This window comes from Olsenella profusa F0195 (assembly GCF_000468755.1).
Classification (GTDB): Bacteria; Actinomycetota; Coriobacteriia; order Coriobacteriales; family Atopobiaceae; genus Olsenella_F; species Olsenella_F profusa.
In genome coordinates, this window is record NZ_AWEZ01000029.1 from 1 (window position 1) to 25,738 (window position 25,738).

The 25,738-nt window shown below is 65.5% G+C and carries 28 protein-coding genes; 23 read left to right on the forward strand and 5 right to left on the reverse strand.

Annotated elements, in window-relative coordinates:
* Window positions 1–470: 470 nt before the first annotated feature.
* From hisG to HMPREF1316_RS03530, 12 genes are all read left to right on the forward strand, one after another.
* On the forward strand, window positions 471–2,129 hold the full coding sequence (gene hisG / locus HMPREF1316_RS03475) for an ATP phosphoribosyltransferase (RefSeq protein WP_021725556.1): 1,659 nt from the start codon (window positions 471–473) through the stop codon (window positions 2,127–2,129).
* Window positions 2,130–2,138: 9 nt separating this feature from the next.
* Window positions 2,139–3,536, forward strand: a complete 1,398-nt coding sequence (gene hisD, locus HMPREF1316_RS03480) for a histidinol dehydrogenase (protein WP_021725593.1) — start codon at window positions 2,139–2,141, stop codon at window positions 3,534–3,536.
* A gap of 2 nt (window positions 3,537–3,538) precedes the next feature.
* Window positions 3,539–4,627 (forward strand): histidinol-phosphate transaminase, encoded by a 1,089-nt coding sequence (hisC, locus tag HMPREF1316_RS03485; RefSeq protein ID WP_021725621.1) that lies wholly within the window; start codon window positions 3,539–3,541, stop codon window positions 4,625–4,627.
* A 2-nt stretch (window positions 4,628–4,629) separates the two neighbouring features.
* The gene (gene hisB, locus HMPREF1316_RS03490) at window positions 4,630–5,217 is read left to right on the forward strand and encodes an imidazoleglycerol-phosphate dehydratase HisB (RefSeq protein WP_021725548.1); all 588 of its coding nucleotides are present in this window, start codon (window positions 4,630–4,632) and stop codon (window positions 5,215–5,217) included.
* Window positions 5,217–5,885, forward strand: coding sequence for an imidazole glycerol phosphate synthase subunit HisH (hisH, locus tag HMPREF1316_RS03495; protein WP_021725610.1), 669 nt, complete (start codon window positions 5,217–5,219; stop codon window positions 5,883–5,885). The genes hisB and hisH overlap by 1 nt, the downstream gene beginning before the upstream one ends.
* A gap of 8 nt (window positions 5,886–5,893) precedes the next feature.
* Window positions 5,894–6,658, forward strand: coding sequence for a 1-(5-phosphoribosyl)-5-[(5-phosphoribosylamino)methylideneamino]imidazole-4-carboxamide isomerase (locus HMPREF1316_RS03500; protein WP_021725626.1), 765 nt, complete (start codon window positions 5,894–5,896; stop codon window positions 6,656–6,658).
* A complete protein-coding gene (gene hisF / locus HMPREF1316_RS03505) occupies window positions 6,640–7,410 on the forward strand; it encodes an imidazole glycerol phosphate synthase subunit HisF (RefSeq protein WP_021725544.1) in 771 nt (256 codons plus the stop codon). The genes HMPREF1316_RS03500 and hisF overlap by 19 nt, the downstream gene beginning before the upstream one ends.
* Window positions 7,411–7,418: 8 nt before the next feature.
* On the forward strand, window positions 7,419–7,766 hold the full coding sequence (hisI, locus tag HMPREF1316_RS03510; RefSeq protein WP_021725625.1) for a phosphoribosyl-AMP cyclohydrolase: 348 nt from the start codon (window positions 7,419–7,421) through the stop codon (window positions 7,764–7,766).
* Between the two features lie 2 nt (window positions 7,767–7,768).
* Window positions 7,769–8,086 (forward strand): phosphoribosyl-ATP diphosphatase, encoded by a 318-nt coding sequence (gene hisE / locus HMPREF1316_RS03515; protein WP_021725616.1) that lies wholly within the window; start codon window positions 7,769–7,771, stop codon window positions 8,084–8,086.
* 480 nt (window positions 8,087–8,566) lie between these two features.
* On the forward strand, window positions 8,567–9,718 hold the full coding sequence (locus tag HMPREF1316_RS03520) for a coiled-coil domain-containing protein (protein ID WP_021725575.1): 1,152 nt from the start codon (window positions 8,567–8,569) through the stop codon (window positions 9,716–9,718).
* 20 nt (window positions 9,719–9,738) lie between these two features.
* The gene (gene murJ / locus HMPREF1316_RS03525) at window positions 9,739–11,370 is read left to right on the forward strand and encodes a murein biosynthesis integral membrane protein MurJ (RefSeq protein WP_021725609.1); all 1,632 of its coding nucleotides are present in this window, start codon (window positions 9,739–9,741) and stop codon (window positions 11,368–11,370) included.
* A 15-nt stretch (window positions 11,371–11,385) separates the two neighbouring features.
* On the forward strand, window positions 11,386–11,685 hold the full coding sequence (locus HMPREF1316_RS03530) for a hypothetical protein (protein ID WP_040651233.1): 300 nt from the start codon (window positions 11,386–11,388) through the stop codon (window positions 11,683–11,685).
* Between the two features lies 1 nt (window position 11,686).
* Here the strand turns inward: HMPREF1316_RS03530 and HMPREF1316_RS03535 are convergent, their stop codons facing one another.
* From HMPREF1316_RS03535 to HMPREF1316_RS03540, 3 genes are all read right to left on the reverse strand, one after another.
* Window positions 11,687–11,956, reverse strand: coding sequence for an alpha/beta hydrolase (locus HMPREF1316_RS03535; RefSeq protein ID WP_021725549.1), 270 nt, complete (start codon window positions 11,954–11,956; stop codon window positions 11,687–11,689).
* Window positions 11,953–12,078: a hypothetical protein gene (locus tag HMPREF1316_RS14835; protein WP_269594156.1), complete on the reverse strand. Its 126-nt coding sequence runs from the start codon at window positions 12,076–12,078 to the stop codon at window positions 11,953–11,955. Before HMPREF1316_RS14835 ends, HMPREF1316_RS03535 begins: the two co-directional genes overlap by 4 nt.
* A 146-nt stretch (window positions 12,079–12,224) precedes the next feature.
* Window positions 12,225–12,614: a hypothetical protein gene (locus HMPREF1316_RS03540; RefSeq protein ID WP_021725618.1), complete on the reverse strand. Its 390-nt coding sequence runs from the start codon at window positions 12,612–12,614 to the stop codon at window positions 12,225–12,227.
* A 356-nt stretch (window positions 12,615–12,970) separates the two neighbouring features.
* On the opposite strand from HMPREF1316_RS03540, the gene HMPREF1316_RS03545 reads away from it, so the two are divergent.
* Both HMPREF1316_RS03545 and HMPREF1316_RS03550 read left to right on the forward strand, forming a co-directional pair.
* Window positions 12,971–13,618 carry an ABC transporter ATP-binding protein gene (locus HMPREF1316_RS03545; RefSeq protein WP_021725581.1) on the forward strand — a complete coding sequence of 216 codons (648 nt, stop codon included), beginning with the start codon at window positions 12,971–12,973 and terminating at the stop codon, window positions 13,616–13,618.
* Between the two features lie 110 nt (window positions 13,619–13,728).
* The gene (locus tag HMPREF1316_RS03550; protein ID WP_021725594.1) at window positions 13,729–15,087 is read left to right on the forward strand and encodes a hypothetical protein; all 1,359 of its coding nucleotides are present in this window, start codon (window positions 13,729–13,731) and stop codon (window positions 15,085–15,087) included.
* Window positions 15,088–15,101: 14 nt separating this feature from the next.
* On the opposite strand, the gene HMPREF1316_RS03555 is transcribed toward HMPREF1316_RS03550, so the two are convergent.
* Both HMPREF1316_RS03555 and cuyB read right to left on the reverse strand, forming a co-directional pair.
* On the reverse strand, window positions 15,102–16,466 hold the full coding sequence (locus HMPREF1316_RS03555) for a DUF6630 family protein (protein WP_021725619.1): 1,365 nt from the start codon (window positions 16,464–16,466) through the stop codon (window positions 15,102–15,104).
* 387 nt (window positions 16,467–16,853) lie between these two features.
* Window positions 16,854–17,582 carry a cysteate racemase gene (gene cuyB, locus HMPREF1316_RS03565; protein WP_021725574.1) on the reverse strand — a complete coding sequence of 243 codons (729 nt, stop codon included), beginning with the start codon at window positions 17,580–17,582 and terminating at the stop codon, window positions 16,854–16,856.
* 182 nt (window positions 17,583–17,764) lie between these two features.
* Here cuyB and HMPREF1316_RS03570 point away from each other — a divergent pair, with 182 nt between their 5' ends.
* The 9 genes from HMPREF1316_RS03570 (at window position 17,765) to HMPREF1316_RS03605 (ending at window position 25,645) form a co-directional block, all read left to right on the forward strand.
* Window positions 17,765–18,994 (forward strand): carboxylate--amine ligase, encoded by a 1,230-nt coding sequence (locus HMPREF1316_RS03570; protein WP_232204420.1) that lies wholly within the window; start codon window positions 17,765–17,767, stop codon window positions 18,992–18,994.
* Between the two features lie 96 nt (window positions 18,995–19,090).
* Window positions 19,091–21,094: an excinuclease ABC subunit UvrC gene (gene uvrC / locus HMPREF1316_RS03575; protein ID WP_021725560.1), complete on the forward strand. Its 2,004-nt coding sequence runs from the start codon at window positions 19,091–19,093 to the stop codon at window positions 21,092–21,094.
* Between the two features lie 211 nt (window positions 21,095–21,305).
* The gene (locus HMPREF1316_RS03580; protein WP_021725607.1) at window positions 21,306–21,698 is read left to right on the forward strand and encodes a hypothetical protein; all 393 of its coding nucleotides are present in this window, start codon (window positions 21,306–21,308) and stop codon (window positions 21,696–21,698) included.
* Window positions 21,695–21,973, forward strand: a complete 279-nt coding sequence (locus HMPREF1316_RS03585) for a hypothetical protein (RefSeq protein ID WP_021725600.1) — start codon at window positions 21,695–21,697, stop codon at window positions 21,971–21,973. The genes HMPREF1316_RS03580 and HMPREF1316_RS03585 overlap by 4 nt, the downstream gene beginning before the upstream one ends.
* A gap of 11 nt (window positions 21,974–21,984) precedes the next feature.
* Window positions 21,985–22,269: a hypothetical protein gene (locus HMPREF1316_RS03590; protein ID WP_021725603.1), complete on the forward strand. Its 285-nt coding sequence runs from the start codon at window positions 21,985–21,987 to the stop codon at window positions 22,267–22,269.
* Window positions 22,244–23,125 carry a hypothetical protein gene (locus tag HMPREF1316_RS03595; RefSeq protein ID WP_198009568.1) on the forward strand — a complete coding sequence of 294 codons (882 nt, stop codon included), beginning with the start codon at window positions 22,244–22,246 and terminating at the stop codon, window positions 23,123–23,125. Before HMPREF1316_RS03590 ends, HMPREF1316_RS03595 begins: the two co-directional genes overlap by 26 nt.
* A 133-nt stretch (window positions 23,126–23,258) precedes the next feature.
* Window positions 23,259–24,473, forward strand: a complete 1,215-nt coding sequence (locus tag HMPREF1316_RS03600) for an Mbeg1-like protein (RefSeq protein ID WP_198009569.1) — start codon at window positions 23,259–23,261, stop codon at window positions 24,471–24,473.
* A gap of 63 nt (window positions 24,474–24,536) precedes the next feature.
* Window positions 24,537–24,710 carry a hypothetical protein gene (locus HMPREF1316_RS13995; RefSeq protein ID WP_021725577.1) on the forward strand — a complete coding sequence of 58 codons (174 nt, stop codon included), beginning with the start codon at window positions 24,537–24,539 and terminating at the stop codon, window positions 24,708–24,710.
* Between the two features lie 137 nt (window positions 24,711–24,847).
* Window positions 24,848–25,645 (forward strand): YebC/PmpR family DNA-binding transcriptional regulator, encoded by a 798-nt coding sequence (locus tag HMPREF1316_RS03605; RefSeq protein ID WP_021725562.1) that lies wholly within the window; start codon window positions 24,848–24,850, stop codon window positions 25,643–25,645.
* Window positions 25,646–25,738 lie beyond the last annotated feature (93 nt).

The following is a 25,738-nucleotide window of genomic DNA, read 5'->3' on the forward strand; positions in this document are numbered from 1 at the left end:
GGGATTCCCGCGCGAAAAACAATGGAAATCCCGGACTCACTGTTGATCTAGCAGTGCTGATCAACATGGCAGGTCGTTGAGACCTCCTCTACTGGCTTCACCTCAATGGTAGTCATGACGTCATCTCCTCTGCTTGTATATTGATGGGTTAGGGGAGTTAGCTTTTCGGGGAGGGAGATTCAACCAGGGGGTTGTATCCGAGAGCGAAATAGCAGACTGGGCGATAACAAGCAGTGATTGAATGCCCTCAGACAGGATGTCTTTGGCGCATCGAGCAAGGCATTTCGGATGCGTTACCCTCTGACGCCGTCGGCCTTCGGGCTACTTTGCTGCGCTAGAGTAGCGTCATTGAAATCGCGTCACGAAGGCAGAATAAATGCCGAACCCATGGCTTCCGACTTTTCCCTGCGAGGGGACGGGGATGCAGATTTGGTGGCCTTGGATGTGACCCCCGGACGAAAGGGAAGCAAGTGCTCGTAGGAACCCCCCGTGGCTTTCGTGACATCCTGCCGACGGAGGCACTCGCACGTGAGCGCATCACAGACACCGTTCGTGCCTGCTTCGGCGAGCGGGGTTACCTGCCCATAGAGACGCCCCTGCTCGAGGATCGCGGCTCGCTCGAGGGCGGTGGCAGGCTCGCCGATTCCCCCTTCCAGCTCTTCGACACCGACCGTAGCCTGCTGGTGCTGCGGCCCGACCTCACGTTGCCCGTCGCACGCCTGGTGGCCACCCGCTTCGACGACAGCCAGCTTCCGCTGCGCCTGCGCTACTGCGCGCCGGTCGTGCGCGAGGAGTCCTCGCTCAAGGGCCAGCCGCGTCAGTTCACGCAGCTGGGCGTGGAGCGCTTTGGCACACGGGACGAGGAGCCCGAGGTCGAGACGGTCTCGCTGCTCGCCGAGACCCTCGGTCGACTCGATGTCCCGGCCTGGCGCATCGTCTGTGGCTCCGTCTCCCCGCTGACGGCGCTGCTTGCCGCGTGCTCGCCCTCGCAGGAGTTCACGGGGCAGGTCCTGCGCCTGGTGCACGAGTCGGACCTCGTGGGGCTGGACGACCTCGTCGCCCACACCGACGCGCTGCGCCCGCAGGCGGCCTGTGCCCTTGCCCGGATCGTGCGCCTCGAAGGTGGCGTCGAGGTCATCGACCAGATTGACGCCCTGCTCGACGAGGCGTCCGTGCCCGTGCGGGGCCGTGGCACCTCCGAGCTGCGCGCCCTGGTCAACGGCCTGGCGGAGCTTGTGGAGGCGGGCCGTCTGAGCCTTGACTTCTCCATCATCAACTCGTTCGACTACTACACGGGCATCATCTTCAAGGCCTATTCCGAGGGCATCGCTGCCTCGATCGCCTCGGGGGGTCGCTACGATGCCGTCCTGGCCAACCTCGACCGCTCCGGTGTCTCCGCCTGCGGCTTCATGTGCTCGCTCGAGCGCCTGCAGGAGATCCTGGGCGAGCAGGGAGCGTCGGGTGTGGTGACGCCGGGCGTGCGCCTGGACGCGCGCCCCCTGCGTATCGCCGTTCCCAAGGGGTCCCTCAAGGATGACACGATCCGCGTGCTCGAGGCGGCGGGTCTGCCCGTGGCGGATCTGCGCGACGTTGGCCGCAAGCTCGTCATCCGCGAGGGCGACTACGAGTACGTCATCGTGCGCGCCCAGGACGCGCCCATCTTCGTGGCGCATGGCGGCGCGGACTGCGGCATCTGCGGCAACGACTCCATCATCGAGGCGGGTGTCGACCTGCTCCAGCTTGTCGATTTGGGCTTTGGCGCCTGTCGCTTCGTGGTGGCCGAGCCCCGCGCCAAGGCGGGCGAGGCGGACCGTGCCTATGGGTGGCGCGGCACCGTGCGGGTGGCCACCAAGTACCCGCGCATCACGCGGCGCTACTACGACGCGCTGGGCCAACAGGTTGACATCGTGCAGCTGCATGGCAACATCGAGCTCGGCCCCATCGTGGGCATGACCGACCGCATCGTGGACATCACGGCCACGGGCACCACGCTCGCGGAGAACGACCTCGTCGTCGTGGACGACGTCATGGAATGCGCGGCGCGCTTCTTTGCGGGGCCGGCGGCCTACCGCTGTGACGCCCGCATTCGTGACCTCGCCCGCCGCCTCAAGGCGGTGACCCAACCCTAGGAGCCTCACATGAGAACCATCACCCTCGGGCCGGGACAGGCCCTCACGCAAGACGACCTCCAGCGCTCGGGAGCCCTCCCGCGCGAGATCATGGACGCCGCGCAGGCCATCGTGGATGGCGTGCGGGCCCGGGGTGATGACGCCGTGCGGACCTACTGCGAGCGCTTTGACGGCGCCTGCCCCCAGGGCTTCCTCGTGCCGGACGAGCTCGTCCAGGGCGCGCCCGGCATGGTGGACCCCGCGTTCCTTGCGGCGCTCGAGCGGGCGCATGCGCAGATCCGCGACTTCCACGAGCGCGAGCGCGAGCAGTCCTGGTTCACCACGCGCGCCGATGGCACCATCCTCGGCGTGAAGATGACGCCGGTGCCGAGCGTGGCCGTCTACGTGCCGGGGGGCCGCGCGCAGTACCCCTCCACCGTGCTCATGGACACCGTGCCCGCCAAGGTCGCCGGCGTGCCGCGCGTGGTGATGGTCACCCCACCGCAGCGTGACGGCAGCCTCTCGGCCTATACGCTGGCCGCCGCCGCGGTCGCGGGGGTCGACGAGGTCTATGCCGTGGGCGGCGCCCAGGCCATCGCCGCCGTCGCGTACGGCACGCAGTCCATCCCCAAGGTCGCCAAGATCGTAGGGCCGGGCAACGCCTATGTGGCGGCCGCCAAGCGCTACGTCTCGGGCGACGTGGGCATCGACATGGTCGCCGGCCCCTCCGAGGTGTGCGTGCTCGCGGACGGGACGGCGGACCCCGCCCTCGTGGCGGCCGACCTCATGGCCCAGGCCGAGCACGACCCCTTGGCCACCTGCTACCTGGTGTGCGACGCGCCCGAGCTCGTCGCCCAGGTGGAGGATGCCATCGAGCTGCTCGTGGGCCAGAGCCCGCGCGAGGAGATCACCCGTGCGTCGCTTGCGCACGGCCTGGTGGTCTCGACGACGAGCCTCGACGCCGCCGTCGACGCCGTCAACCTCATCGCCCCAGAGCACCTCGAGCTCCACTGTGCGGATGCCTTCGGCCTGGTGGGCAGGATCGAGAACGCGGGCGCCATCTTCGTGGGCCCCTGGAGCTCGGAGCCCCTGGGCGACTACGTCGCCGGCCCCAACCACACGCTGCCGACGGGCGGCACCGCGCTCTTCTCCAACCCCCTGGGCGTGTACGACTTCCAGAAGCGCTCGAGCGTCATCTCCTACAGTCCCGAGGGGCTGGCGGCCGATGGCCCTGCCGTGCAGACGCTGGCCCAGGCCGAGGGCCTCTGGGCGCACGCCCTCTCCGTGGGTCTGCGCCGCAAGCTGGTGGGGGAGGGCGCGCGGACCTTCGCCGACCCCCATGCCGCCTGTGAGGACGCCGGCGCCACGGCCTGGCCGCACACGCTCGACGTGCCGGGCGTGCCCAAGCTGTTCGGTCACGAGGCATAGCCATGGCCGTGCGGATCCCCCCAGACGTGCGCGGCCTCATGCGCCCCTCCGCCGCGGCCCTCGAGCCCTATGACCCGGCCTTCTCGCCGGCGCGCATCAACCTCTCGGCCAACGAGAACACCTATGGCATGCCTGCCGAGGTGCGTGCCGAGGTGAGTGAGGCCCTGGCCGCCGTCGCCACCAACCGCTATCCGTACCCGCTCTCCGACGAGCTCCGCGCGGAGCTGGCACTGTGGCATGGCGTCACGCCCGGGCAGGTCTGTGTGGGCAATGGTGGCGACGAGCTGCTCTTCAACCTGCTGCTCGCCTTTGGCGGCGCGGGCCATGCGCTGGTCAGTTGCCCGCCCACGTTCTCCGTCTACCGCCTCTATGCCGAGCTCTTGGAGACGCCCGTCATGGACGTGCCGCGCGATGCCGAGACGTTCGTGCCTGATGTCGACGGGCTGGTCGAAGCCGCCCGCACGGCACGCCTCGTGTTCGTGACCTCGCCCAACAACCCCACGGGCGACCTCGTCCCTGCCGGGTGCATCGAGCGGCTATGCGAGGCCTGTCCCGGCATCGTGCTCGCGGACGAGGCGTACATCGAGTTTGCGGGTGAGGGCACCTCCGTGGAGGGGCTGCTTGCGGCGTACCCCAACCTCGTGGTGCTGCACACGCTCTCCAAGGCCTTCTGCCTGGCTGGTGCGCGCATCGGCTACGTGCTGGGCAACCCCTCCATCATCGCCGCGCTGCAGGCCGTGCGCCAGCCCTACTCCGTGAACGTCCTCTCGCAGGCCGCGGCCCTCACCGTGGTGCGCAATCGGGAGGCCTTCGAACCCATCATCGGACGCATCGTCTCCGAGCGCGGGCGGCTCTCCACGGCCCTGGCCGCGCTGCCGGACGTGCGGGTGTGGCCCAGCTCTGCCAACTTCCTGTGCGTCCGCCTGCCCGGCGCACATGAGGCGCGCGCCCGCCTGCGCGACGAGTTCTCCATCCTCGTGCGCGACTTCTCCCAGGCCCCAGGGCTTGCCGACTGCCTGCGCATCACCGTGGGCATGCCGCAGGAAAACGACGCCGTCATCGATTCCCTGTCCGTCATCACTGGGAGGTAGCCATGAGCAGAAGCGCGACGGTGAGCCGCACGACCGGCGAGACCGACATAACGGTGTCGCTTGACCTGGATGGCAGTGGCACCTGTGACATCTCCACGGGCGTGGGCTTCTTCGATCACATGCTTAGGGCCTTTGGCCGTCACAGCCTGTGCGACCTCACGGTGCATGCCGAGGGCGACACCTGGGTGGATGACCACCACACCGTCGAGGACGTGGGCATCGTGACGGGTCAGGCCCTCGCCCGGGCGCTGGGGGACAAGGCGGGCATTGCGCGCTTTGCCGACGCCTGCGTGCCCATGGACGAGGCGCTCGTGCTGGCGGCCGTGGACGTCTCCGGTCGCGGCGAGCTCTTCTGGGACGTGCCCATCGCCACGCAGAAGGTGGGCACGTTCGATACCGAGCTGGGACGCGAGTTCTTTGCGGGCCTTGCGCGCGATGCCGGTGTGACCCTGCACCTGCGCGAGCTTGCCGGCGAGAACGCCCATCACGTCCTGGAATGCACGTTCAAGGCGGCCGCACGTGCCCTGCGCCTCGCCTGCCAGGTGGATCCGCGCGTGAGGGGCGTGCCCTCGACGAAGGGGAGCCTCTGATGCGCGACGAGATCGTGGTGGTGGACTATCATCGCGGCAACCTGCAGAGCATGGTGCGCGGCCTCGATGCGGCGGGCGGCATGGTTGCGGTGAGCGATGATCCCGCGCGCATCGCCGCCGCATCCGGCGTGGTGCTTCCCGGCGTGGGCGCCTTCGAGGACGCCATGCTGTACCTGCGCGAGAGTGGCGAGGCGGATGCGGTGCTCGCCTCCATCGGGCGCGGCGTCCCCTTCCTGGGCGTGTGCCTGGGCATGCAGCTGCTCGTTGCCAAGGGGGACGAGCGCTCTGCCGCCGATGGCGCGCCCTCATGCTGGGGCGGCCGCTGGGTGCCGGGGCTGGGCGTCCTCGAGGGATCCGTCACCAGGCTGGAGTCCGCACGGCTCAAGGTGCCCCATGTCGGGTGGGACCAGCTCCATCTGAGCGCGCTGGGCGTGCAGTGCCCCCTGCTCGTGGACGTGCCCGAGGGCGCCAACGTCTACTTCACGCATTCGTATGCGCTCGATGACGACATCCCGCAGGACGTCATCTGTGGCACGACGCACTACGTGCGAAGCTTCGCCTCCGTCGTGTGGCGGGACAACGTCTTTGGGGTGCAGTTCCATCCCGAGAAGTCCTCGGGGACGGGCATACGGGTCCTCTCCAACTTCGTCCGCATCGTGAACGGATAGGGGGAGCCGTGATCCTGTTTCCCGCGATAGATCTCGTTGCCGGGCAGGTGGTGCGCCTGCGGTGTGGCGAGCGCAGCCAGATGGACGTCTACGCCAGCGACCCCGTCGCCGTGGCGCGCGACTTCGCGCGTGCCGGTGCCCACTGGATCCACGTGGTGGACCTCTCCGCGACCTTCGGGGAGGACGGGCGGGCGCTCGCCGCCAACCGTCGCGCCATCGAGGGCATCTGCGGCGTGGAGGGCATCTCCGTGGACGTGGGCGGAGGCGTGCGCAGCCTTGAGGCCGTGGAGCGCCTCGCCGATCTCGGGGCCAGGCGCATCGCGATGGGCACGGCCCTCGTGCGCGACCGCACGCTGGCGCGCGAGGCGGCGGCCCGCTTTGGGGACCTGCTCGTCGCCGATGTGGCAGCCCAGGGCGGCGTCGTGCGCGTGAATGGCTGGCGCGATGGCACGGGCATCTCTGCGGACGAACTCGTACGCGACTTGGCGGACATGGGCTTTCGGCGCCTCGTGTTCACGGATGTGGCGCGCGATGGCATGCAGGTGGGCGTCGATGCGGCGGCGTATGCGCACGTCGCCGCAGTCGCAGGCTTTCCCGTGGTGGCCTCGGGGGGCATCGCGCGCCTGGACGACATCCGCGCGCTCGCCGCGCTGGGGTCCTCGGCCGTCGAGGGGGCCATCTGTGGGCGTGCCCTGTACGAGGGGAACTTCACGCTCTCCGAGGCTTTGGCCGCGGCGGGCCACAAGGAGGAGACATGCTCACCAAGCGCGTGATACCCTGCCTGGACGTCCGCGACGGACGCGTGGTGAAGGGCGTGAACTTCGTTGACCTGCGCGACGCAGGCGATCCTGTGGAGTTGGCGAGCGCCTATGACCGCGAGGGCGCCGACGAGGTGGTGTTCCTGGACATCACGGCCACCTCTGACGACCGCTCCACCACCATCGACCTCGCCTCCCGTGCGGCGCAGGAGCTGCACATCCCCTACACCGTGGGCGGTGGCTTCCGCGATGTGGCGGGCATGAACCAGATGATCTCCGCAGGCGCCGACAAGGTCTCCGTCAACTCCGCCGCCGTGCGTGATCCGTCGCTCATCAGCGCGGCCGCCGCGGCCTTTGGCAGCCAGGCCGTCATCTGTGCCATCGATGCGCGCCGTGTCGAGGGTGCGGGCGACCGGTGGGAGGTCTACCTCGCTGGCGGTCGCACGCCCACCGGCATCGATGCCGTCGCCTGGGCAGAGGAGGCCTGCCGTCGCGGTGCGGGTGAGATCCTGCTCACGAGCATGGATCGCGATGGCACGAAGGAGGGGTTCGATCTGGCCCTCACGCGTGCGGTGGCCCGTGCGGTGAGCATCCCCGTCATCGCCTCGGGTGGTGTGGGCACGCTCGAGCACTTTGCCGAGGGCGTCATCGTGGGCGAGGCCGATGCGGTACTGGCCGCGAGCGTGTTCCACTTTGGCACGTTCTCGATTCGCCAGGTGAAGGAATACCTGGCGAGCCAGGGCATCCCCGTGCGGCTGGACTTCTAGGAGGGCATATGGAGCAGGTCGCGCTTGACGAGGTGGCGCTCGCGTTCGACGAGCGCGGACTCATCACCGTGGTCGTGCAGCAGGAGGGCACGGGCGAGGTGCTCATGGTGGCATGGGCAAGCGAGGAGGCGCTGCGGCGCACGCTTGCCACGGGCACGAGCTGGTTCTGGAGCCGCAGCCGCCAGGAGCTCTGGAACAAGGGGGCCACCAGCGGCAACGTGCAGCAGGTGAGGCACGTGCTCGTGGACTGCGATGCGGATACGCTCATCTATGTGGTTGACTCCCCGGGTCCCGCCTGCCACACCGGACGGCGCAGCTGCTTCTTCCGTGAGCTCGTTGTGGACGAGGAGGGCTAGGCATGGGCGTACGCACGGCACACGTCGAGAACGGCAGCATCGGAGAGACGCTGGAGTCCCTTGCGGCGACGCTGCATGGCCGCTGGGACCACGATCCCCAGGGGTCATATACCGCCCGCCTCCTCACGGGCGAGGAGGACGAGCTGCTCAAGAAGCTTGCCGAGGAGGCGAGCGAGGTCATCATGGCCTGCAAGGAGGATGACCACGACCACATCCGCTACGAGATGGGCGACCTCGTCTACCACCTGCTGGTGACGGCCGAGCGCTGGCACGTCTCCCTGCCCGAGCTCGCCGGTGAGCTCGATGCCCGCATGAGGTAGCGGGCCAGCGCGTGGCGGTGCGTCCGCGGTGACGGGTCCCTCTTCCTGTGGGTGCCAATCGCTACGTGTGGGTGCCTTTCTCTCCCTGTGGGTGCCAATCGCATGGTGTCGTCGCTGTCGACCTGGGACTTTGTCGGCGCCCTTCGGGAGAAAGGCACCCACACGGCTCAATCAGCACCCACATGCAAGCGAAAGGCACCCACACGCTTGCCGTTGCGGCACAGGGATGCCCACAGGATGGGGGTGGACGCCCCTGTCCTATGGCATCCCCCTCAAGCTCACGTTGAGGGTGAGGGCTCGTCCCGCTCTTCCGCCTGGTTCATGGAAGCGTCACAAGCATATGAGTGTGCAGGTACAGACGATGTGCCGGCCGCACCATCCACGTGCCGCTCGTTCCTAAATCTCAGGCAGTCAAGGCTGCGGGGGTATACTGCTCGCACCACATCTGACCCTGTCAACTCCCCACCAAAGGAGGGTAACGTGAAGGGACTATGGTACAAGGCACCGCTTGCCGTGCTCCTCTCGGCAAGCATGGTTCTCACGTCACCGGGCGTCAGCGCCTCCGCAGAGACCTCCGCGGAGCTGCAGACCAAGCTCGATGCGGCCAAGCAGCAGCTCGAGGATTTGAACGACCAGGCCGAGCAGGCCTCCGAGGCGGTCAACGAGACCGAGGCAAAGCTCGAGGACACCAAGAGTCAGATTGAGGACACCAAGGGCAAGATCGACGATGAGCAGGCGGAGCTGGACAAGGTCCAAGGCACCCTCTCCGCACTGGTGGTGAACGACTACAAGGGCGGCAGCGTCAGCATCCTTGACATCGTCGTCAACTCCTCAAGCGTGCAGGACCTCGTGAGCAACATCTTCTATGCCAATAGGGTCTCCGAGAGCCAGCGCAGCTCCATTCAGGATGCCAAGGCCATCCAAAATGAGCTCCAGAACCAGAAGGACCAGCTCGACCAGCAGGAATCCGAGCAGAGCCAACTGCTTGAGTCCCAGAAGTCCCAGCAAGCAGACCTGGAGCAGAAGACCAGGGATGCCCAGGGGTACGTCGACTCCCTGAGCGAGGAGGTGCAGCAGGCCCTCGCCGCCGAGCAGGCCGCCGCCCAGAGGCAGGCCGAGGAGGAGGCCGCCGCCGCAGCCCGGGCTGCTGCCAACAACGGTGGCTCCTACGTTGACGACAGCGCTCCCAATGGCTCAGCGACCGACGAAGGCGGCACCAACACCACCACGAACACCTCGACCCCCGGCAGCAATGGCTCCACCCCCGCACCTCCCAGCAACAGCAACAGCTCCGGGTGGCGCAACACCGTCGTGTCCGCCGCGTACTCCATGGTGGGCGGCACCTACGTCTATGGGGCCTACAGCCCCGGCAGCCGCACATTCGATTGCTCCGGCCTTGTGGCCTACTGCTATGCGCAGGCAGGCTACAACCTGCCGCACTACTCCGAGGCACAGCATTCCTACTGCACCAAGCCCATCTCCCAGGCCCAGCCGGGCGACATCGTCTGGAAGCCTGGCCATGTGGGCATCTACATCGGAGACGGCAAGACCATCGAAGCCAGGGATCCCCAGCTTGGCATCACGTTTGGCACGGTCGGTAGGTTCAGCGCCTGCGGCTCGCCAGCTGCCTAGCCAGGAAACGGGGAGCGTGAATGGCGCAGGAGGATAGCGAGTTCGCCTCGTCGAGCGAGCGGCAGGATGGGAACGCCAAGACCAGCCAGGTCGGCCGCTCCGCGGCGATGATGAGCGTGCTCGTCATCATCAGCCGTCTGACGGGGTTCTTCCGCACCTGGGGCCAGGCCTATGCCCTGGGTGTCACGGTGACGGCAAGCTGCTACTCGGTGGCCAACAACCTGCCCAACCAGCTTTATGAGCTCGTGGTGGGTGGCATGCTCGTGACGGCGTTCCTGCCCGTCTACCTCTCCGTCAAGAAGCGCCTGGGTACCAAGGGGGCCAGTGACTACACCTCCAACCTCGTGACGCTCGTCCTCGTCATCATGGGCGCGGTCACGGTGCTGGGCCTGGTCTTCGCCTATCAGGTGGTCTTCACGCAGTCGTTCTCGGCAAACAGTGACTTCGACTCCGACCTGGCCGTCTACTTCTTCCGCTTCTTCGTCATCGAGGTCGTGCTGTACTCGCTCGACTCCATCTTCTCGGGCGTCCTCAACGCGGAGCGCGACTACTTCTGGAGCAGTGCCGCCCCCATCTTCAACAACTTCGTGACCACGGCGTCGTTCTTTGCCTACGCCTTCCTGGTGCCCACGAACCCGCGGCTTGCGCTCCTGATCCTTGCGGTGGGCAACCCCCTGGGCGTCCTCGTCCAGGCGACCGTCCAGCTCCCGATGCTGTACAGGCACGGCATCCGCCTGCGCCTGCACATAGACCTACATGATCCGGCCATCAAGGACACGCTCTCCATCGGCATCCCGTCGCTGCTTGTCATGGTCTGCTCGTTCGTGACGGTCTCCGTGCAGACGAGCTCCGCCCTCTCCGTCACGGCGGAGGGTGCCTCCATCTCGTACTATGCGCGCCTGTGGTACACGCTGCCCTACGCCATCCTGGCGGTGCCCATCACCACGGCCATGTTCACGGAGCTCTCCGACGACGTCGCCCGTGGCGACATGGCCTCCTATCGGCATGGCATCACCTCGGGCACCAGCAACATCATGTTCTTCATGGTGCCCTTCGCCCTGTATCTCATCGAGTTCTCCGTCGTCCTCATCACCATCCTGGCGGCGGGAAGGTTCACGCAGCCGCAGATTGTGCTCACGGCGCAGTACCTGTCAGCACTCGCCGTGAGCCTGCCCGTCTATGCCGTCTGCATGTATCTGCAGAAGGTGTGCTCGTCCCTGCGCAGGATGGGGCTCTATGCGGCGGCCAACGTCGTGGCGGCCGTCGTGCAGGTGCTGGCCTGCATCTACCTCACACCGCTCACGGGCCTGTGGATGGTGGCGTTCTCGTCGTTTCTGTACTTCACGGCGGTCGATGTGGTGACGTTCGCGATGCTCAGACACGAGCTGGGCCACGTGGGACTCAGGGGCATCGCCGTCTCCACGCTGCGGTCGCTCGTCTTTGGCGCCCTGGGCGTTGCCGCCAGCTATGCGCTGCTCACCTTCACGCCGCTCGCGCATCTGGCGGACACGCCCTCCATCATGCACGCCCTCCTCTCCGTGGTGATCGGTGGCCTCACGGCGCTCTTCGTCACCTATGGGGCGGCAATCCTGTTCAAGGTGCCCGAGACGGCCGTCATCAGGCGCCTGGGCGGCCGCCTGCTGCACCGCTGACGGGACGCCGTCGACATGGCTGGCGCGTGGCACCACGACGAGCTTGGTGATGACGCCCCCTGTCCTGAGCCGGTCCGTGAACCGGTAGGTGGCCGCAGGTGGGATGATGGCATCCGCATCGCCCAGGATGACCTGGATGGGAGGCAGGGACGAGAGGTCCGCCTGCCCGAGGTTGGCAAGTGGGCTCAGGGACGCCGTGCGTGTGGCCTCGGTCATGCCCTGCTCGCCGAGATAGGAGCGTGCCGAGAGGGCCGAGAGGCCTCTGCCGATGGATTGTCGTTGGACGCGAAGCTCTCGAGGTCGACGATGGGGTAGCTCACGGAGAGGGAAGCGAGGGGGCGAGTGGGTAGCTCGCCGTGTCCGCGGCATCGCCCTGGGCGTCTGCCACCCCATCCACCTGGTCAAGCTCCGTCGTGCGCTTGAGGGCGACCTCAAGGGCGAGGTTGCCGCCGGCAGGGTCGCCCACCAGGGCCACCCGCGAGCCATCGCCACCAAACTGAGCGGCATGCCGTTGCGTCCACGCGAGCGCCTGGGCGACCTCGCGCTCGTTGACGTCCGCCGTGTGGTGCGTCGCTGGAGAGGTCATAGGCGATGGACATCATAGAAGGACCCTATGGTTCCCAGGTAGGGGATGGCGGGGACGGCCACGTCCACCACGAGGACGCAGACCAGTGTCGTTGCGGGCGTCAGGAGAACCTTGAGGGCCATATGAGCAGCTGCCTCGACGTCTTCATGCCATCAGGACGTGGGCAGTGTACCCAGCATCCCCCGGTTGCTTCACATGACGGAACGGCACCCCGGGTCACGCATGACTCGGGGTGCCAACAGGTACGCTTGCTTGCCGTTGGTTGTGCCTAGTTGCCCTGCAGCCTATGCACGACCTCGGCGAACTCGTCCTCCTTCTGGCGAGGGCTGCGCTTGTCCTCGCCTCTTGACGTCATCATGTTCGTCACCAGGCCACCGACGAGCCCGAAGGCAGACCCTGCCGCGGTGCGTCCCAGAGGGGCAAACTGAAGGCGGTACTTGTTGCCGTTCATCCTGATGACGTTACCGTTGAAGCCCTTGAGCTTTGCCTCCACCTGCATGATGGGCGCATGGTCGAACTCGTTGCCCTTGTTGTCGTACAGGACGAGCGTGGATGCGGCGTCGATGCCCATGAAGCCATTGGTCGCGCGCTGCCTGAGTCCCTGGACGATGTGCATGCCTCCACACCAGAACTGCCAGGTGCCCTCGTTTTCGGCCATGATGTTCCTCCCAGGTTCGTTGGTCCTCGGTCAGGGACGGCATCTTGCTCTCGTGAGCCCTGCCACCCCCACATTGCCGCCATGCAGCGCATTCTGAACACCTGGGCCCGCATCTGGACCCTCCCACAGCCATCGAAACACGGGGGAAATATTTGTGGAGAATGCAACATCTTGCTTGGGGTCGTCTGATGGGTGGCAGCCAGCCTCAGGGGCATGCGGGCCAGCCCCTGCCATCCTGCCTGCAGACCGCTCCTCACGTATGGGCTTGTCTGTGATGGCGCTGACCTGCTCCGCCCGCCTGGTTGTCCGTCGGTTGCGCCCGTGCTAGCATGGCCGCAACCGAAGGGAACCCTCCAATGGCTACGCTGCTTGAGGCACAGGATCTGTCCTTTTCCTATGGCAGGAAGACGGTATGGGAGGGTCTCGGCCTGTCGCTTGTCAGCGGGGAGGTCGTGTCCCTGCGCGGCGTCAACGGTTCGGGGAAGTCGACCCTCCTGCGCTGCCTTGCGGGACAGCTGCGGCCGCGCGAGGGCGAGGTTTGCTTCCTGGGGCGGGCGCTGTTCTCGTTGGAGCAAGAGGATTTGGCCGGCCTCTCCCTGGTGCCGGATGTGCCTGCGCTCTATGATGACCTCACTGGTCACGAGCACCTGGAGCTGGTCGCGCGCGCCAACGGGGACGAGGGGGCGGAGCGGCGCGGGCATGTCCTTGCGGGGAGGTTCCACATGACAGACGCGCTGGGTGCGCTTCCCTCGGCGCTTTCGCGCGGCATGCGCTACAAGCTCGCCCTCACGCTCGTCCTTGCCATGCGTCCGCAGGCGCTTCTGTTGGATGAGCCGTTTGCCCCCATCGATGACGATGCGGCAGGGGTGCTTGGCAGGGAGTTGTCCGCGCTTGCGAAAGCGGGCTCTGCCGTGCTCCTGAGCGTCCATGGGGACGTGCCTGCCTGTTCCCCCACCCGTACGCTTCGGTTGGGCACGGACGGCCTCAGCGAGGAGACGCCCTGATGGACGGCCGTATCGAGGCCACGCTTCGCGTGCGGGTGCGCCATGTGTGCCGCAACCTTGACTGGCTGCTCTGAGTGGCCGGTACGAGCGCTGGTGACTCAAAGAGACTCATGGGCGCAGGATACCTGGCATACATTCTGGCGTTTGGTATCCTATGGGCGCTGTTCTCGTGGGCTGCGCTGGAACACTTCCTTGCGGGACTGCTGGCGCAGGTGCCCGTCTCGCTTGTGCGCGCACCGCTTGCGGTCGTGTTGGTCGCCTGGTGCACGGTGGCGCTCGTTCGCGCGCTGAGGGCGCTTTGGAGGTCTCCCTTCCGCCTGGGTGCGGCAGACGTCTCGTGGCTCTCGGGAAGCAGACCCGCGCTCGCAACCATGGTCTTCTCGGACGTCACCCTCAGGTGCGTGGGCACCTGCCTGGTCGGTGTGCTGGCGGGGCTTCTCGCCACAAGTGGCATGGGGGCCCTCATGCGCAGGGAGGCTGCACTGTCCTCCGCGCTCGCGGGCCTCTGTGCGGCGCTCCTTCCCTGCGTCGTCGCCGAGGCCAGGCTTGCGCGGGGGAGACGGGACGTTTCTGTCGTCGTCGCACCTGCGTCGGCCGTCGTTGCCGTGTGCGTGATGGGCATCGCCGTGGCGCCACCCTGGGGGTTTGCCAGAGCGACGGTGCCCCTTCTCCTCCTGGCGTGCCTGCTCATCGTGACTCTCTCGCTGCTGGGGCGTAGGGTCTGCATGCCTGCCCTCGCGTGCGAGGCGGTGCTCGGCACGGAATCCGACGCAAGCAGGTGGCTGCGCCTCACGAACCGCGACAGGTATCGGGAACTGACCAGGGATGCGCGCCTCGCACGGAGGAGATGGCTTCCCACCCTGCCGCTGGGCCATCGTGGCTGGCGGACGCTTGCGTCGCGTGCCGCCCTCGTGCACCTGCGCCGCTTCGAGGGACTGGGGGACATCCTGCTCTATGCGGGTGTCTCCGTGCCCCTGCTGTGCGCGTTGTGCTTGGGGACGCTGGACGGCCAGCTGATGGTTCCCTGCGCGGCGGCGGTGACCCTCAACTACCGCGCGGCGCGCGAGCTCGTGCGCGTCTTCTGCGCGGACGAGGACAACCGCCTCGTGCGCCCGCTCCTGCCCTTTGGGTCCCTGCAGCTCCTCGTGGCGGACTCCCTGCCGGCGTTGTCACTGGCGATTCTGATGTCATGCCTCGTGTGCGCCGTGACGCTGGGATCTCAGGGACTCCAGGCATGTGTCATCGCCGCTCTCCTTGATGTCGCAACGGTCGTGTGCGGCGGGCTCTCACGCGTGATGCTCCCTGTGGTGTACAGGCGTGTGAGCTTCGAGCTCGCATTCCTTGCGATGGTCGTCGTGGCGTGCCTCGTCTCGCTCACGGGGGCGTGGACGTTCGTCGCCGCGGTGCTCGCGGCCCTTGTCCTTGCGGGCGGCGTGGCCATCGCCCTCGGGCGCGATGCCGGCGTGTGAGGGTGATGGCCGCGTTAGGACTTCCCTTGCTTCGCTTGATTGATGATTCTTCCTAAGGATTTTGCAAGCGAGCGGATACGTCGGTACTCACCTTCGGAGCACACAAAGAGCACGTAGGCATCACTATCTATATCCATGTTCGCTATGAGCAGTGACTTCTCTGAAAGTTCAGGGAGGTCGAGGCAAGCGTTTCCCTCCCACCAGTCGGCAAGTCCAACGTCTCCTTGGCCGGATGTACCTACCACCGAGGCAAAGTCTATGCCTTCTGCGGCGGCACGTCGTGTCAAGCCGACAAGGGGCAGGAATTCATCTGCGGGCTGCTTCCAGTCACAAAGGCAGACACACCCATTGCGTTCAAGGATGTCCACCAGCACCATCCAGTGGTCGTGCGCAAAGCGATTTACATCGTTCTCGTCTTCGAGGCCCCAGTCATACAGATGGTCGACATGCACCGTGCCATATGCGTCTGGTTCCTCGAAACTCCCCGAGAACTCGCTCATGGCGTTTGTGTCTCCGCCAGAGATGATGCGGGCGATGCGCAGGTAGGACTTCTTGTCTTCAAGCCAAGCCATATGGGCATGGTCTATTGCCGTGCTCACCTCGTGACAGGTCTCCCAGTCAAACTCCATGCGGAAGATGTCGCGGTCGACGCCAATGACATCTAACACATCCTGATAGTAGGAGGACTCATAGTAGCGATCGACGAAGTCAAGTGTGCTTTGACGAATGTCGCTACGGGCGAGGGTGAAGTCCGTGGTATCGCGGATGTAGTCGATGGGTGAGAGCTCATCTCCACGCACGAGCGCCTGGTTCTCCTCATCCTGGGGATCATCTGCCATTCCGTCGGGCGTCAACGCATCGTGACATATGAGCCAGTAGACAAAGTAGCCTATGAGCAGACCGGCGGAGACCCATACGCGTGCCTCGTCCTTGCTGGTCATGGTATCTATCGTCTTATGATGCGCCCTACAGTACGCTTGAGCACAGCTGTCATACTGCCATTCGGCCTTGTCACATTCAAAGTACTTCCAGGCATACCTGTGCACATGAGTGCCGTCGGTAACGGGGGCTGCTAACATGGTTGGCTTTGCCGGCAGCCGTGTCACCTCCTCTCCCTTGCGTTCTCTCGTCACTCGCACCCCGTGTGGGTATGTGTGCATGAGGAACAGGATTGGCATCGATAGGGAAGCGATGAGCATGAAGAATGTGGCAATCTTGCAGGCTTGGTAGACTGTGCCGAGTGGCGTTGGCTTGATCACGCCGTTCATGCCTGCATAGAGTTCGTTCATATAAAGATAGGCAGGAATCTGCTCTCCTGGGAAGTAGTGGGAGGCATGACCCGTATTGCGAAGCTCGTAGTTGCTGCCGTTGTACCTCACGATGACGGTACTGGTGTAATCGTTTATCCAGCAAAATGAGACCTGGGTCTCCTACGCGCTGACGACAGTGACCGTAACCGTGCGGTAGTCCGAGCTAGAGGGATTTGCTGGGGAATCTAACATAGTGTTCAGGATGATGAGGAGGGCAAGGGCGATCCAGGAAAGGATCCACACCCTCTTGATTCTCCGCAGGGTGTTCTCACTCCGCGCGCGTGCCCTTGCCTTGGCCGTCATGACGAATGTTCCTCTCACTTTTGGTTTCGGCATCATGTGGTAACGGATGAAGCGCGTGCTGGCAAATCTGGGATTCTCTGAGATCTCCTCATGTCATGGCGCATCCATTGCAATCAGCTGTGGCCCGTCAGGCGGATGTGGAGTCTGTGCGGCCTACATCTTGATGTCCCCGCCGGCCTGGCGGGCCCACTGGTACAGGTTCACGCAGCGGTCGGCCAGGATGTCCAGGGAATCGTACAGGTAGGGCGGGCGCTCGGGCAGGTCTTGGTAGATGACGGAAAGCTCGGTGCAGCCCACCACCACGGCGTCGCACCCGCTCTCGTGGAGCCGTCGGGCGATGCCTAGGAACGCGTCCACGTCATAGGGTGCGTTGGCCTTCACGCAGTCATAGATGAGGTGCATGACGATCGTGCGATCCTCATCGGTTGGGGCCAGGGTCCTGAGGCCCATGCGTTCGAAGTAGCTCTGGAACACGCCCGATTCGATGGTGCCGTCCGTGGCCATGAGGCCTATGGTGGCCCCATGGCTCACCTGTGCCGCGATGTTGTGTGCCGTCTCCTGCATGATGTTGACCACGGGAATGGTGACGGCCTCGACGATGGCGTCATAGAAGTAGTGTGCCGTGTTGCAGGCTATGGCGATGTAGTCCGCCCCGGCATCCTCAAGCCAGCGGGCGACCTTGGCCATCTCGGGCTGTGGGTTGGGCTTGTCGTGGTCGAGGATGTGGGCCGTGCGGTCGGGAATCTGCGGGTCGTTGAAGACGATCATGGGCATCTGCTCCTGGTCGGTCCTCGCAGGGGTCTTCTTGATGAGAGCCTCCATGAAGTAGGCCGTGGCCAGGGGTCCCACGCCGCCTATGATGCCAAGAATGGGCTTGTTCATGCGCCCTCCGCCGTCTGTCTTGTCTGTGGTAGGTGTCCATTCTACCGCCCCTGTCGCGGTCGCGTTGCTACCATGGTTCCGTTTTTGTGGTGATGCCCCGGCCATGTCCCATGTGAGGGCCGGGAGGATGTGGAGGGGTTCCCCGTATGAGACCGGTCGTTTCCCGTGAGGAGGAGCTTCCCATGAGGCTCCAACCCGTGATCCTCGGCGCGGACTTTGCCGCCTACGCCTACATCCGCTGCTTCTGGGACGCCTATCGCGTGAAGCCCATCGAGCTGGGCTCCGATGACATCAAGTCCATCTCGCGCAGCAAGTTCTCCACGTACCGCACCGTCGCGGGGCTGGATCGGGAGGACGTCCTCCTCGAGACGCTCGAGACCCTGGGGAGCCGGCTCGTCGAGGCAGGCAAGCTGCCCTTCCTCGTGGGTTGTGGCGACTTCTACGCCCGCATCGTCTCCAAGAACAAGCCCCTCCTCGAGCAGTGGTACTACGTGCCCTACATCGACTTCGACCTGCTCGACACCATCACGCAGAAGGAGAACTTCTACCGGATCTGCGACGAGGTGGGCATTCCCTATCCCAAGACGCGCTTCCTCGACTGCGCGGACCCTGCCGCCCAGGTGGATGACACCGGCTTCACGTACCCGCTCGTGGCCAAGCCCTCCAACTCGGCCGCCTACCACTATGCGGAGATTCCCAACAAGAAGAAGGTCTTCTTCGTCAGGGACCGTGCGGAGCTCGAGGCCATCTTCGGGAGCCTCCAGTCATCCGGCTACGACAAGAGCCTCATCGTGCAGGAGCTCATCGGCGGGGACGACACGCAGGAGCGCATCCTCTCCATCTACACCGATGCCAACCAGGATCCCATCTTTGCCGTGGGAGGCCGCGTTGTGCTGCAGGACCACGCCCCCACTGCCATCGGCAACCCCGCCGTCATCATTCCCGAGCGCGACCAGCAGGTGATGGACGATGCCGTCACGTTCATGCGCCGCGTGGGCTATCACGGCATGGCCAACTTCGACGTCAAGTACGATGCCACCGACGGCCGGTTCAAGTTCTTCGAGATCAACACCCGCCCGGGTCGCAGCTCGCTCTTTCCCTACCTCGCGGGCGTCAACTTTGCCAAGGTGCAGGTGGATGACATCGTCTTGCACAAGCACCTGGACTTCGTCGCGGGCGACAGGCCCTTCGCCTATGTGACCGTGCCGCCCCAGGTGGTGCGCGACTACGTGAGCGACGAGGCCATCAGGCGGCAGGTGCTTGCCGCCTTCAAGGATGGCACCGCCTGCTTCGCCCTGCACTGGAGCAAGGACTCCCTGTGCCAGAGGTTCTGGGCGAACGTCAACTATTATCACCAGATCGGCAAGTTCAGGCGGTACTTCCAGGCCGACGAGGAGCGTCGCGGCGCGTAGGGCGGGCATCGGTGGGTGTACCCAGCGGGGTGGGGATGGCCCGCGGCAACTTGCGCTGCGTGCATGCGGGCCTGCAAAAGGGGTAGCCTTACGGGCATGAGCATCAAGGACCCCACAACGCACGTCCCCGACTTCGACCTCGCGGCTCCGCGTCCCGAGGACGGTGGGCTGCCCTCCATTGCCGAGCAGGTGGCGCAGGTGCCCACCGACCCCGGCTGCTACCTGTGGAAGGACGCCAAGGGTGACGTCATCTACGTGGGGAAGGCCAAGAACCTGCGCAGCCGCATGCTGCAGTACGTGAACCTCACGGACGACCGCGCCAAGATACCCCTCATGATGCAGGTGGTGCGCAGCTTCGACTACCTCGTGGTGGGCTCCGAGCACGAGGCCCTCGTGCTGGAGCGCAACCTCATCGAGCAGTACCATCCCTACTTCAACGTGGACTTCAAGGACGACAAGAGCTATCCCTACATCGCCCTCACGATGGGCGACGTGTACCCAGCCATCAAGTACACCCGCGAGCGCCACCGCAAGGGCACGCGCTACTTCGGTCCCTACACCGATGCCCAGGCCGCCCGCGAGACCATCGACACACTGCGTAAGGCCGTGCCCATCTGCATCGCCACCTGCGCGGAGTGGAAGCGCTGCCGTCGCTACCTCAAGGGCCATCCCACGGATGCGGCCGTCGCCAACATGGTGTTCGCCGACCGCGGCCGCCCCTGCTTCGACTACCATGTGGAGCGTGGCCCCGGCGTGTGCTGTGGTGCCATCAGCACCGTGGACTATGCCAAGCACGTCCGCCAGGTGGAGCAGTTCCTCGCGGGCAGGCGCTCGGCCATCGTGGGCGAGCTCGAGGGCCAGATGCGCGACGCCGCGGCCAACCTGGAGTTCGAGCGGGCCGGACGCATCAAGCGCCGCCTCGAGGTGATCGAGGGTCTCGACGACCACCAGGAGGTCATGTTCTCCTCGGACGTGAGCCTGGACCTCATCGGTTTCTACCGCGAGGAGACCATCAGCTGCGCCTGCGTCTTCGTGGTGCGCGAGGGCCGCACGGTGCGCTCCAGCGAGTTCATCCTCAACAAGGGCGCCGACGTGGACGAGGTGGAGCTCGCCGCGGGCTTCCTCAAGCGCTACTACGACGAGACGGCCGACATCCCCACCGAGGTGGACGTGGCCCAGGCTCTGCCCGATGCGGAGCTTCTGGGCGAGTGGCTCACGGAGAAGCGCGGCCACATGTGTCACCTGCATGTGCCCCAGCGCGGCGAGAAGGCGCACCTCCTGGACATGGCCGAGCGCAACGCCCACCATGCGCTCAACCGCTACATGGTGCGCACGGGCTACGCCGACGAGCGCACCAACAAGGCCCTGCTCCAGCTGGAGAGTGCCCTGGCGCTCGACCGCCCGCCCCTGCGCATCGAGTGCTTCGACATCTCCACCCTTCATGGGACCTTCACGGTTGCCTCGATGGTGGTCTTCACCAACGGTCGGCCCGACAGGGGGCAGTACCGACGCTTCAGGATCCGCGCTGAGCTCGACGAGGCCAACGACTTCGCGTCCATGAGCGAGGTGCTGGGACGCCGCTATGGGGCCAAGAACATGGCCGACGCCGAGTTTGCGAAGGCCGCGCCCGACCTGCTGGTGGTGGATGGCGGCAAGCCGCAGCTCACGGCTGCCATCGGGCAACTCGAGGCACTGGGGCTGGACATTCCCTGCTGCGGCCTCGCCAAGTCGGACGAGGAGGTCTTCGTCCCCTGGGACGAGACGCCCGTGGTGCTGCCCACGGGTTCGCCCTCGCTCTACCTCATCAAGCAGGTGCGCGACGAGAGCCACCGCTTTGCCATCACGTTCCACCGTGAGCTGCGCACCAAGGCGCAGAGCGTCTCCATCCTGGATGACGTGTCGGGCGTGGGGGCCAAGCGCAAGCGTGCCCTCATGCGCCACTTTGGCTCCATGAGGCGGCTGCGTGCGGCGAGCATGGAGGACATCGCCGAGGTCAAGGGCGTGCCCGAGGCTGTCGCGCGCGAGGTGTACGACACGCTGCGTGCCTGGGACGAGGAGCGCGACGAGGCGGGCAGGCAAGCGCTACGGGAGCAGGCATAGCCTCCGCACCCTTCCGTTTGGTTCGCCTGCCCATGGTTTGGGATGCGTCGGACCGTCCCTGTTGCAGCTCCCGTAGGGAAACGGGGCCCGACCTCGTCCGTCACCCCCGCGCTGGGCGCCTTTGGGCGGATGGCTCATTGACAGGATTGGTGCTTACTCATATATATTCCAGGTACAGGCGAGCGCGACCATACCCCATTGGAGCAAGCGCATGGCACGTGAGACGTTGCAGATAGAGATGCAGATCGATGGGTGCTCACAGCGCATGCGGAAGATAGAGGAAGCGCTCGAGGAACTGCGGGCCTTTCGCTGGGAGTTGTCACAGTCGCATGAGAACTTCCATCGTTGGGTGGCTCAGACGGATGCCAGTGCCCTGCACGCCAGCGAGCTCGCGGGCGTTCGCATGGGCGCCCGCTATGCGCAGCGCGTGCACGATGCCTTGCATGACGAGCTCATGCCGGGCATAGGGCACGGTTTTGAGGGCATCGCCTGCGAGGTGGATGGTGCCGAGCGGCGACTTTCTGACGAGCTTGAGAGGCTGCACGCACAGCGGATGGACCTCATGCACGCACTCGATGCGCAGGCGCAGGGGAGGCCCCGATGAACCTCAAGGTCTCCGATGCGGAGTTCTCCCTCGCAACCGACCGGATGACCGCTGGTGTCGAGAGTCTGGTCGATATCTCCAGGGACTACGTGGCCATCGTGGAGGAGCTTACGAGCAGGGGCATCAGCTCGGAGCGCTTCTCGCAGGCGACGGCGTCGGTGCTGCCCATCATGAGCGAGTCGGTGGTGGCCCTGCAGGAGGCGATCGGGCCGCTCGTGGAGAGGACGAACGGGTACATCGATGCACTTGATGCCGATGATGCCGACTTCGACTGAGAGGGGGAGATGTGGCAACGAGTGGACAGATCGCCGTTGCGCCAGAGCGCATAGACAATGCCGTGGGACGGCTCCGAGCGCTCGCCGACGAGGCGGCGGGGGTGCGTCCCTCCCTCACCTTCGAGGCGTCGAGCGGTGGGGGAGCGGATGCGCTCATGGCTTTGGGCCAGGAGATGGATGCCTATGCGCAGGCGCTCTCGGCAGCCATCGGCAGGACGGCGGACTTCCTCGCGTCCGCGCGCGACGAGTTCGTCACGACGGACGAAGAGCTTGGTCGTCAGATGGGGGGCGAGTGAGGTGGCGCGCCGCGCGGCCGCGCTCGCCCTGGCCGCGGCGCTCGCCCTCCCGGCGTGCTCCGGGGGAGGCTGCGCGCTGCCCGGGGGATGCCGGGGGGCCGGTGGCTACGAGAGGGGGGCGGACATGGGCACCCAGGAGGTGAGCCAGCGCGACGTGGAGGTGGCGCGCCGGCTGGGCGCCCCCGACTACGTGGTCCGCGCGCTCGAGCGGGGCGAGTGGCCCTCGCAGAACTCGATGTCGTACGTCCGCAGCGCCGAGGCCGCCGAGGACTACCTCGCCCTGCGCTACGCCCTGCGCTTCGAGGCGACCAGTGTGCTCGTGGACAAGTCCCTGTTCGTGCCGGGGCAGAGCTACGCCACGTGCCGGGCGGCCGAGGGCCCCTTCGAGGGCGAGGACGTGAAGGTCTCCTGGTGGCCCGGCAGGTCGGGGGACAAGGGCTGGGAGGACGACTACCTCTACGTGTCCCTGCACGAGGAGTGGGAGGCGCGCGTGCGCTCCCTCGCCGAGCCCCTGATGGGGGGCCAGCCGGAGGGGACGATGGTGTGCAGCGTGGGGATGCACGACAATACGATCCCCTCCGATGTGCAGGGCACCACGCTGGACGAGGTGCAGGCGGACGTCGACGGGTTCGTGAGCGTCTTCATATCGGCGGACTCCCCCCTGAGCGAGGAGGAACTCTCCGAGCTCCACGATAGGCTCGTGGCGAATTTACGCTCTTCAGGAATGAGAATAGATGTTTTTACGTGCAAGGTCACTGACCCCCTGGACGGCCAGCCCTTCACGGAGGACTTCGTTAGCAACAGCGAAGGGCGCACATGGGAGAGAACGTCTTATGTGAAGCCAGGGGGCGAGTGAGGTGGCGCTTGGTCCTGACGAGCTCGCCCAGCTGAACATGCTCATATACCAGCCAGGGTTTATCCAAGCATATGAAAGTGTGTGCCGCGAGCAACGTATCGAACGGCCCACCCTTGGCCAAGTTCTCGATAAGATGGCAGCGGATGCTTCTAATGGTGGTCAGCACGACGCATGGACGAGCGACGAGCAGTACCGCAACCTCATCGAGTGCCTGCGCAATGGCGAGGCTGCCAACATGACGGTGGCCGACGTGACGCAGCCCGGCACGGAGATGGGAGGCGCCCGGCAGACGAGCCGCCATATGACGCTCACGGATGAGGACGGCAACATGTACGTCGTCTTTGAGGGGACGGAAGGCGGCGAGGGCGAGTGGGCGGACAACTTCTACGGCCTCACTGAGACGGACACAGAGAGCCAGGAGGCGGCCGCTGCCTACGTGGCCGAGATGCTGAGGCGGTATAACCCCACGGGAAAGGTCGTCGTGAGCGGTCACTCCAAGGGCGGAAACTCCGCCATGTACGTGGCCATCGTCAACCCGCGCGTCGATGACGCCTACTCTTTCGATGGGCAGGGGTTCGGTCCCGGCTTCCTGGGGGAGCATGCGGAGGACATCGCCCGCAACAGGCACAAGATCCACGCCTACAATTACTGCGGTGACTTCGTAAGTGCCCTGCTCTATGTCATTGCGGGCGACGTCCACTTCGTCTTCGGCGCAAGCCCGCCCGATCGGATCGACAGCCTCTGGGACCTCATCACGAAGCTGCATGGCTTCGCCTCGAGCCATGCGCCCTCGCGCCTCTTCTCGGATGACGAGAGCTTCACCATGCGCGACGGCGCCCGGCCAACAGGGTACTGGCATGCCATCAACCAGCTCACCATCTGGATCGCCAACAACGTGCCGAGGGGGATGCAGCATAGGCTCGTCGAGTTCCTCGGGCAGCTCATGGCACCGAATGCGGACACGGCCGCCCTCATGGCGCAGAACCCGCGTCTCATGGGTGCGCTGGCCTGCGTGCTCGCAAGCTGTCCGGCGACGGCGGACGCCCTGGCAGACGCAGGCCCCATAGCCAGCATCATCGCGAAGCTCGTGAAGGGGACGATTGATGCCGCACAGTTTGCACAGATGCTGGGAGAGCTCCTCGGCGTTGAGATCACCCCCGAATGGGTCGACGAGTTCCTCGAAGGTTACGAGGACATGCAGAAGGACATCCAGGACGGTGTCCGCGCCAAGGAGGCCTCGAAGATCAAGCAGGTGGAGGTACGTGACTGGTCGGATGAGCGCATGGAGGAGCTGCTCGCCATCGTCGCGGAGGTGGACGCGGAGCCATGGTGGGACTTCTCGCGTTAGGATGTCTGGTATCGCATCGAGGATCTTACGGGACACCTCAACATCGACGAGTACCGCGATGACATGGAGACCTACATGCGCAAGCAGATGGACATGAACGGCGTGTCTGCCGAACGCATACGTCAGGCATTTGCGGCTGCGCAGGAGCATGACGGCGAGTACGCGCGCGCGGTGTCAGACATGTCACCCGCCGTGCAGGGTGCGGCCAGGCGCCTGGGGGGCATCCTCAAGGGGTAGGTGCCGTCCCGCCGCCCACGCATGCCGGCCAGCCATCGCTCATGTCGCTCGTTTGAAGACAGGCGCCCGTCCTTGTCTGGCGTGTCTGCCTTCGTATATCATTCGTTTGTTTCTACCACGTTCAGAAGGAGACGTGCATGTCCGGACACTCTAAGTGGGCCACTACCAAGCACAAGAAGGCCGCAATCGACGCCAAGCGTTCCGCGCTCTTCTCCAAGCATTCGCGTAACATCACCGTTGCCGCGCGCAACGGTGGCGACCCCAACCCGGACAACAACGCCTCCCTTGCCGCCGCCGTGGCGCGTGCCCGCATGGTCTCCATGCCCAATGCCAAGATCCAGGCCGCCATCGACAAGGCCTTTGGCACCGGGGCGGATGCCGTCGTGTACAAGGAGGTCACCTACGAGGGCTACGGCCCCGCGGGTGTGGCCCTCTATGTGGAGTGTCTGACGGACAACCTCAACCGCACCGCGGCCGACGTGCGCTCCGCCTTCACGCATGCGGGTGGCAACCTGGGCACCACCGGCTCCGTCGCGTTCCAGTTCGAGCGCAGGGGTTCCATCGCCGTGGAGAAGGTCATCAAGAGCGACGACAAGAAGGTCCCCGACAAGGAGAATGCCGCCGACGAGGACGAGTTCATGATGGCCGTCGCCGAGGCCGGGGGCGAGGACTACGAGGATGCGGGCGACCAGTGGATCGTCTACACCGCCTATGACAGGATGCAGGACGTCCAGAAGGCCCTTGAGGTGCAGGGCATCGACGTCAAGGGCTCCGAGCTCACCATGGTGCCCACCACACCGACCGAGCTGGGGCTTGCTGACGCCAAGAAGGTCCAGCGCCTCATCGACCGCCTCGAGGAGCTCGATGACGTCCAGAACGTTTACAGCACCATGAGCATCTCCGATGAGGTGGCCGCCCAGCTCGACGAGGAGTAGGCTCTTTACCTGCGCCTGTGCGCATCTGGCAACCAGTTGCGGCGACCTACGGGTCGCCGCACTCGTATGGGGTGCCGCGCACCCCGCCCATGC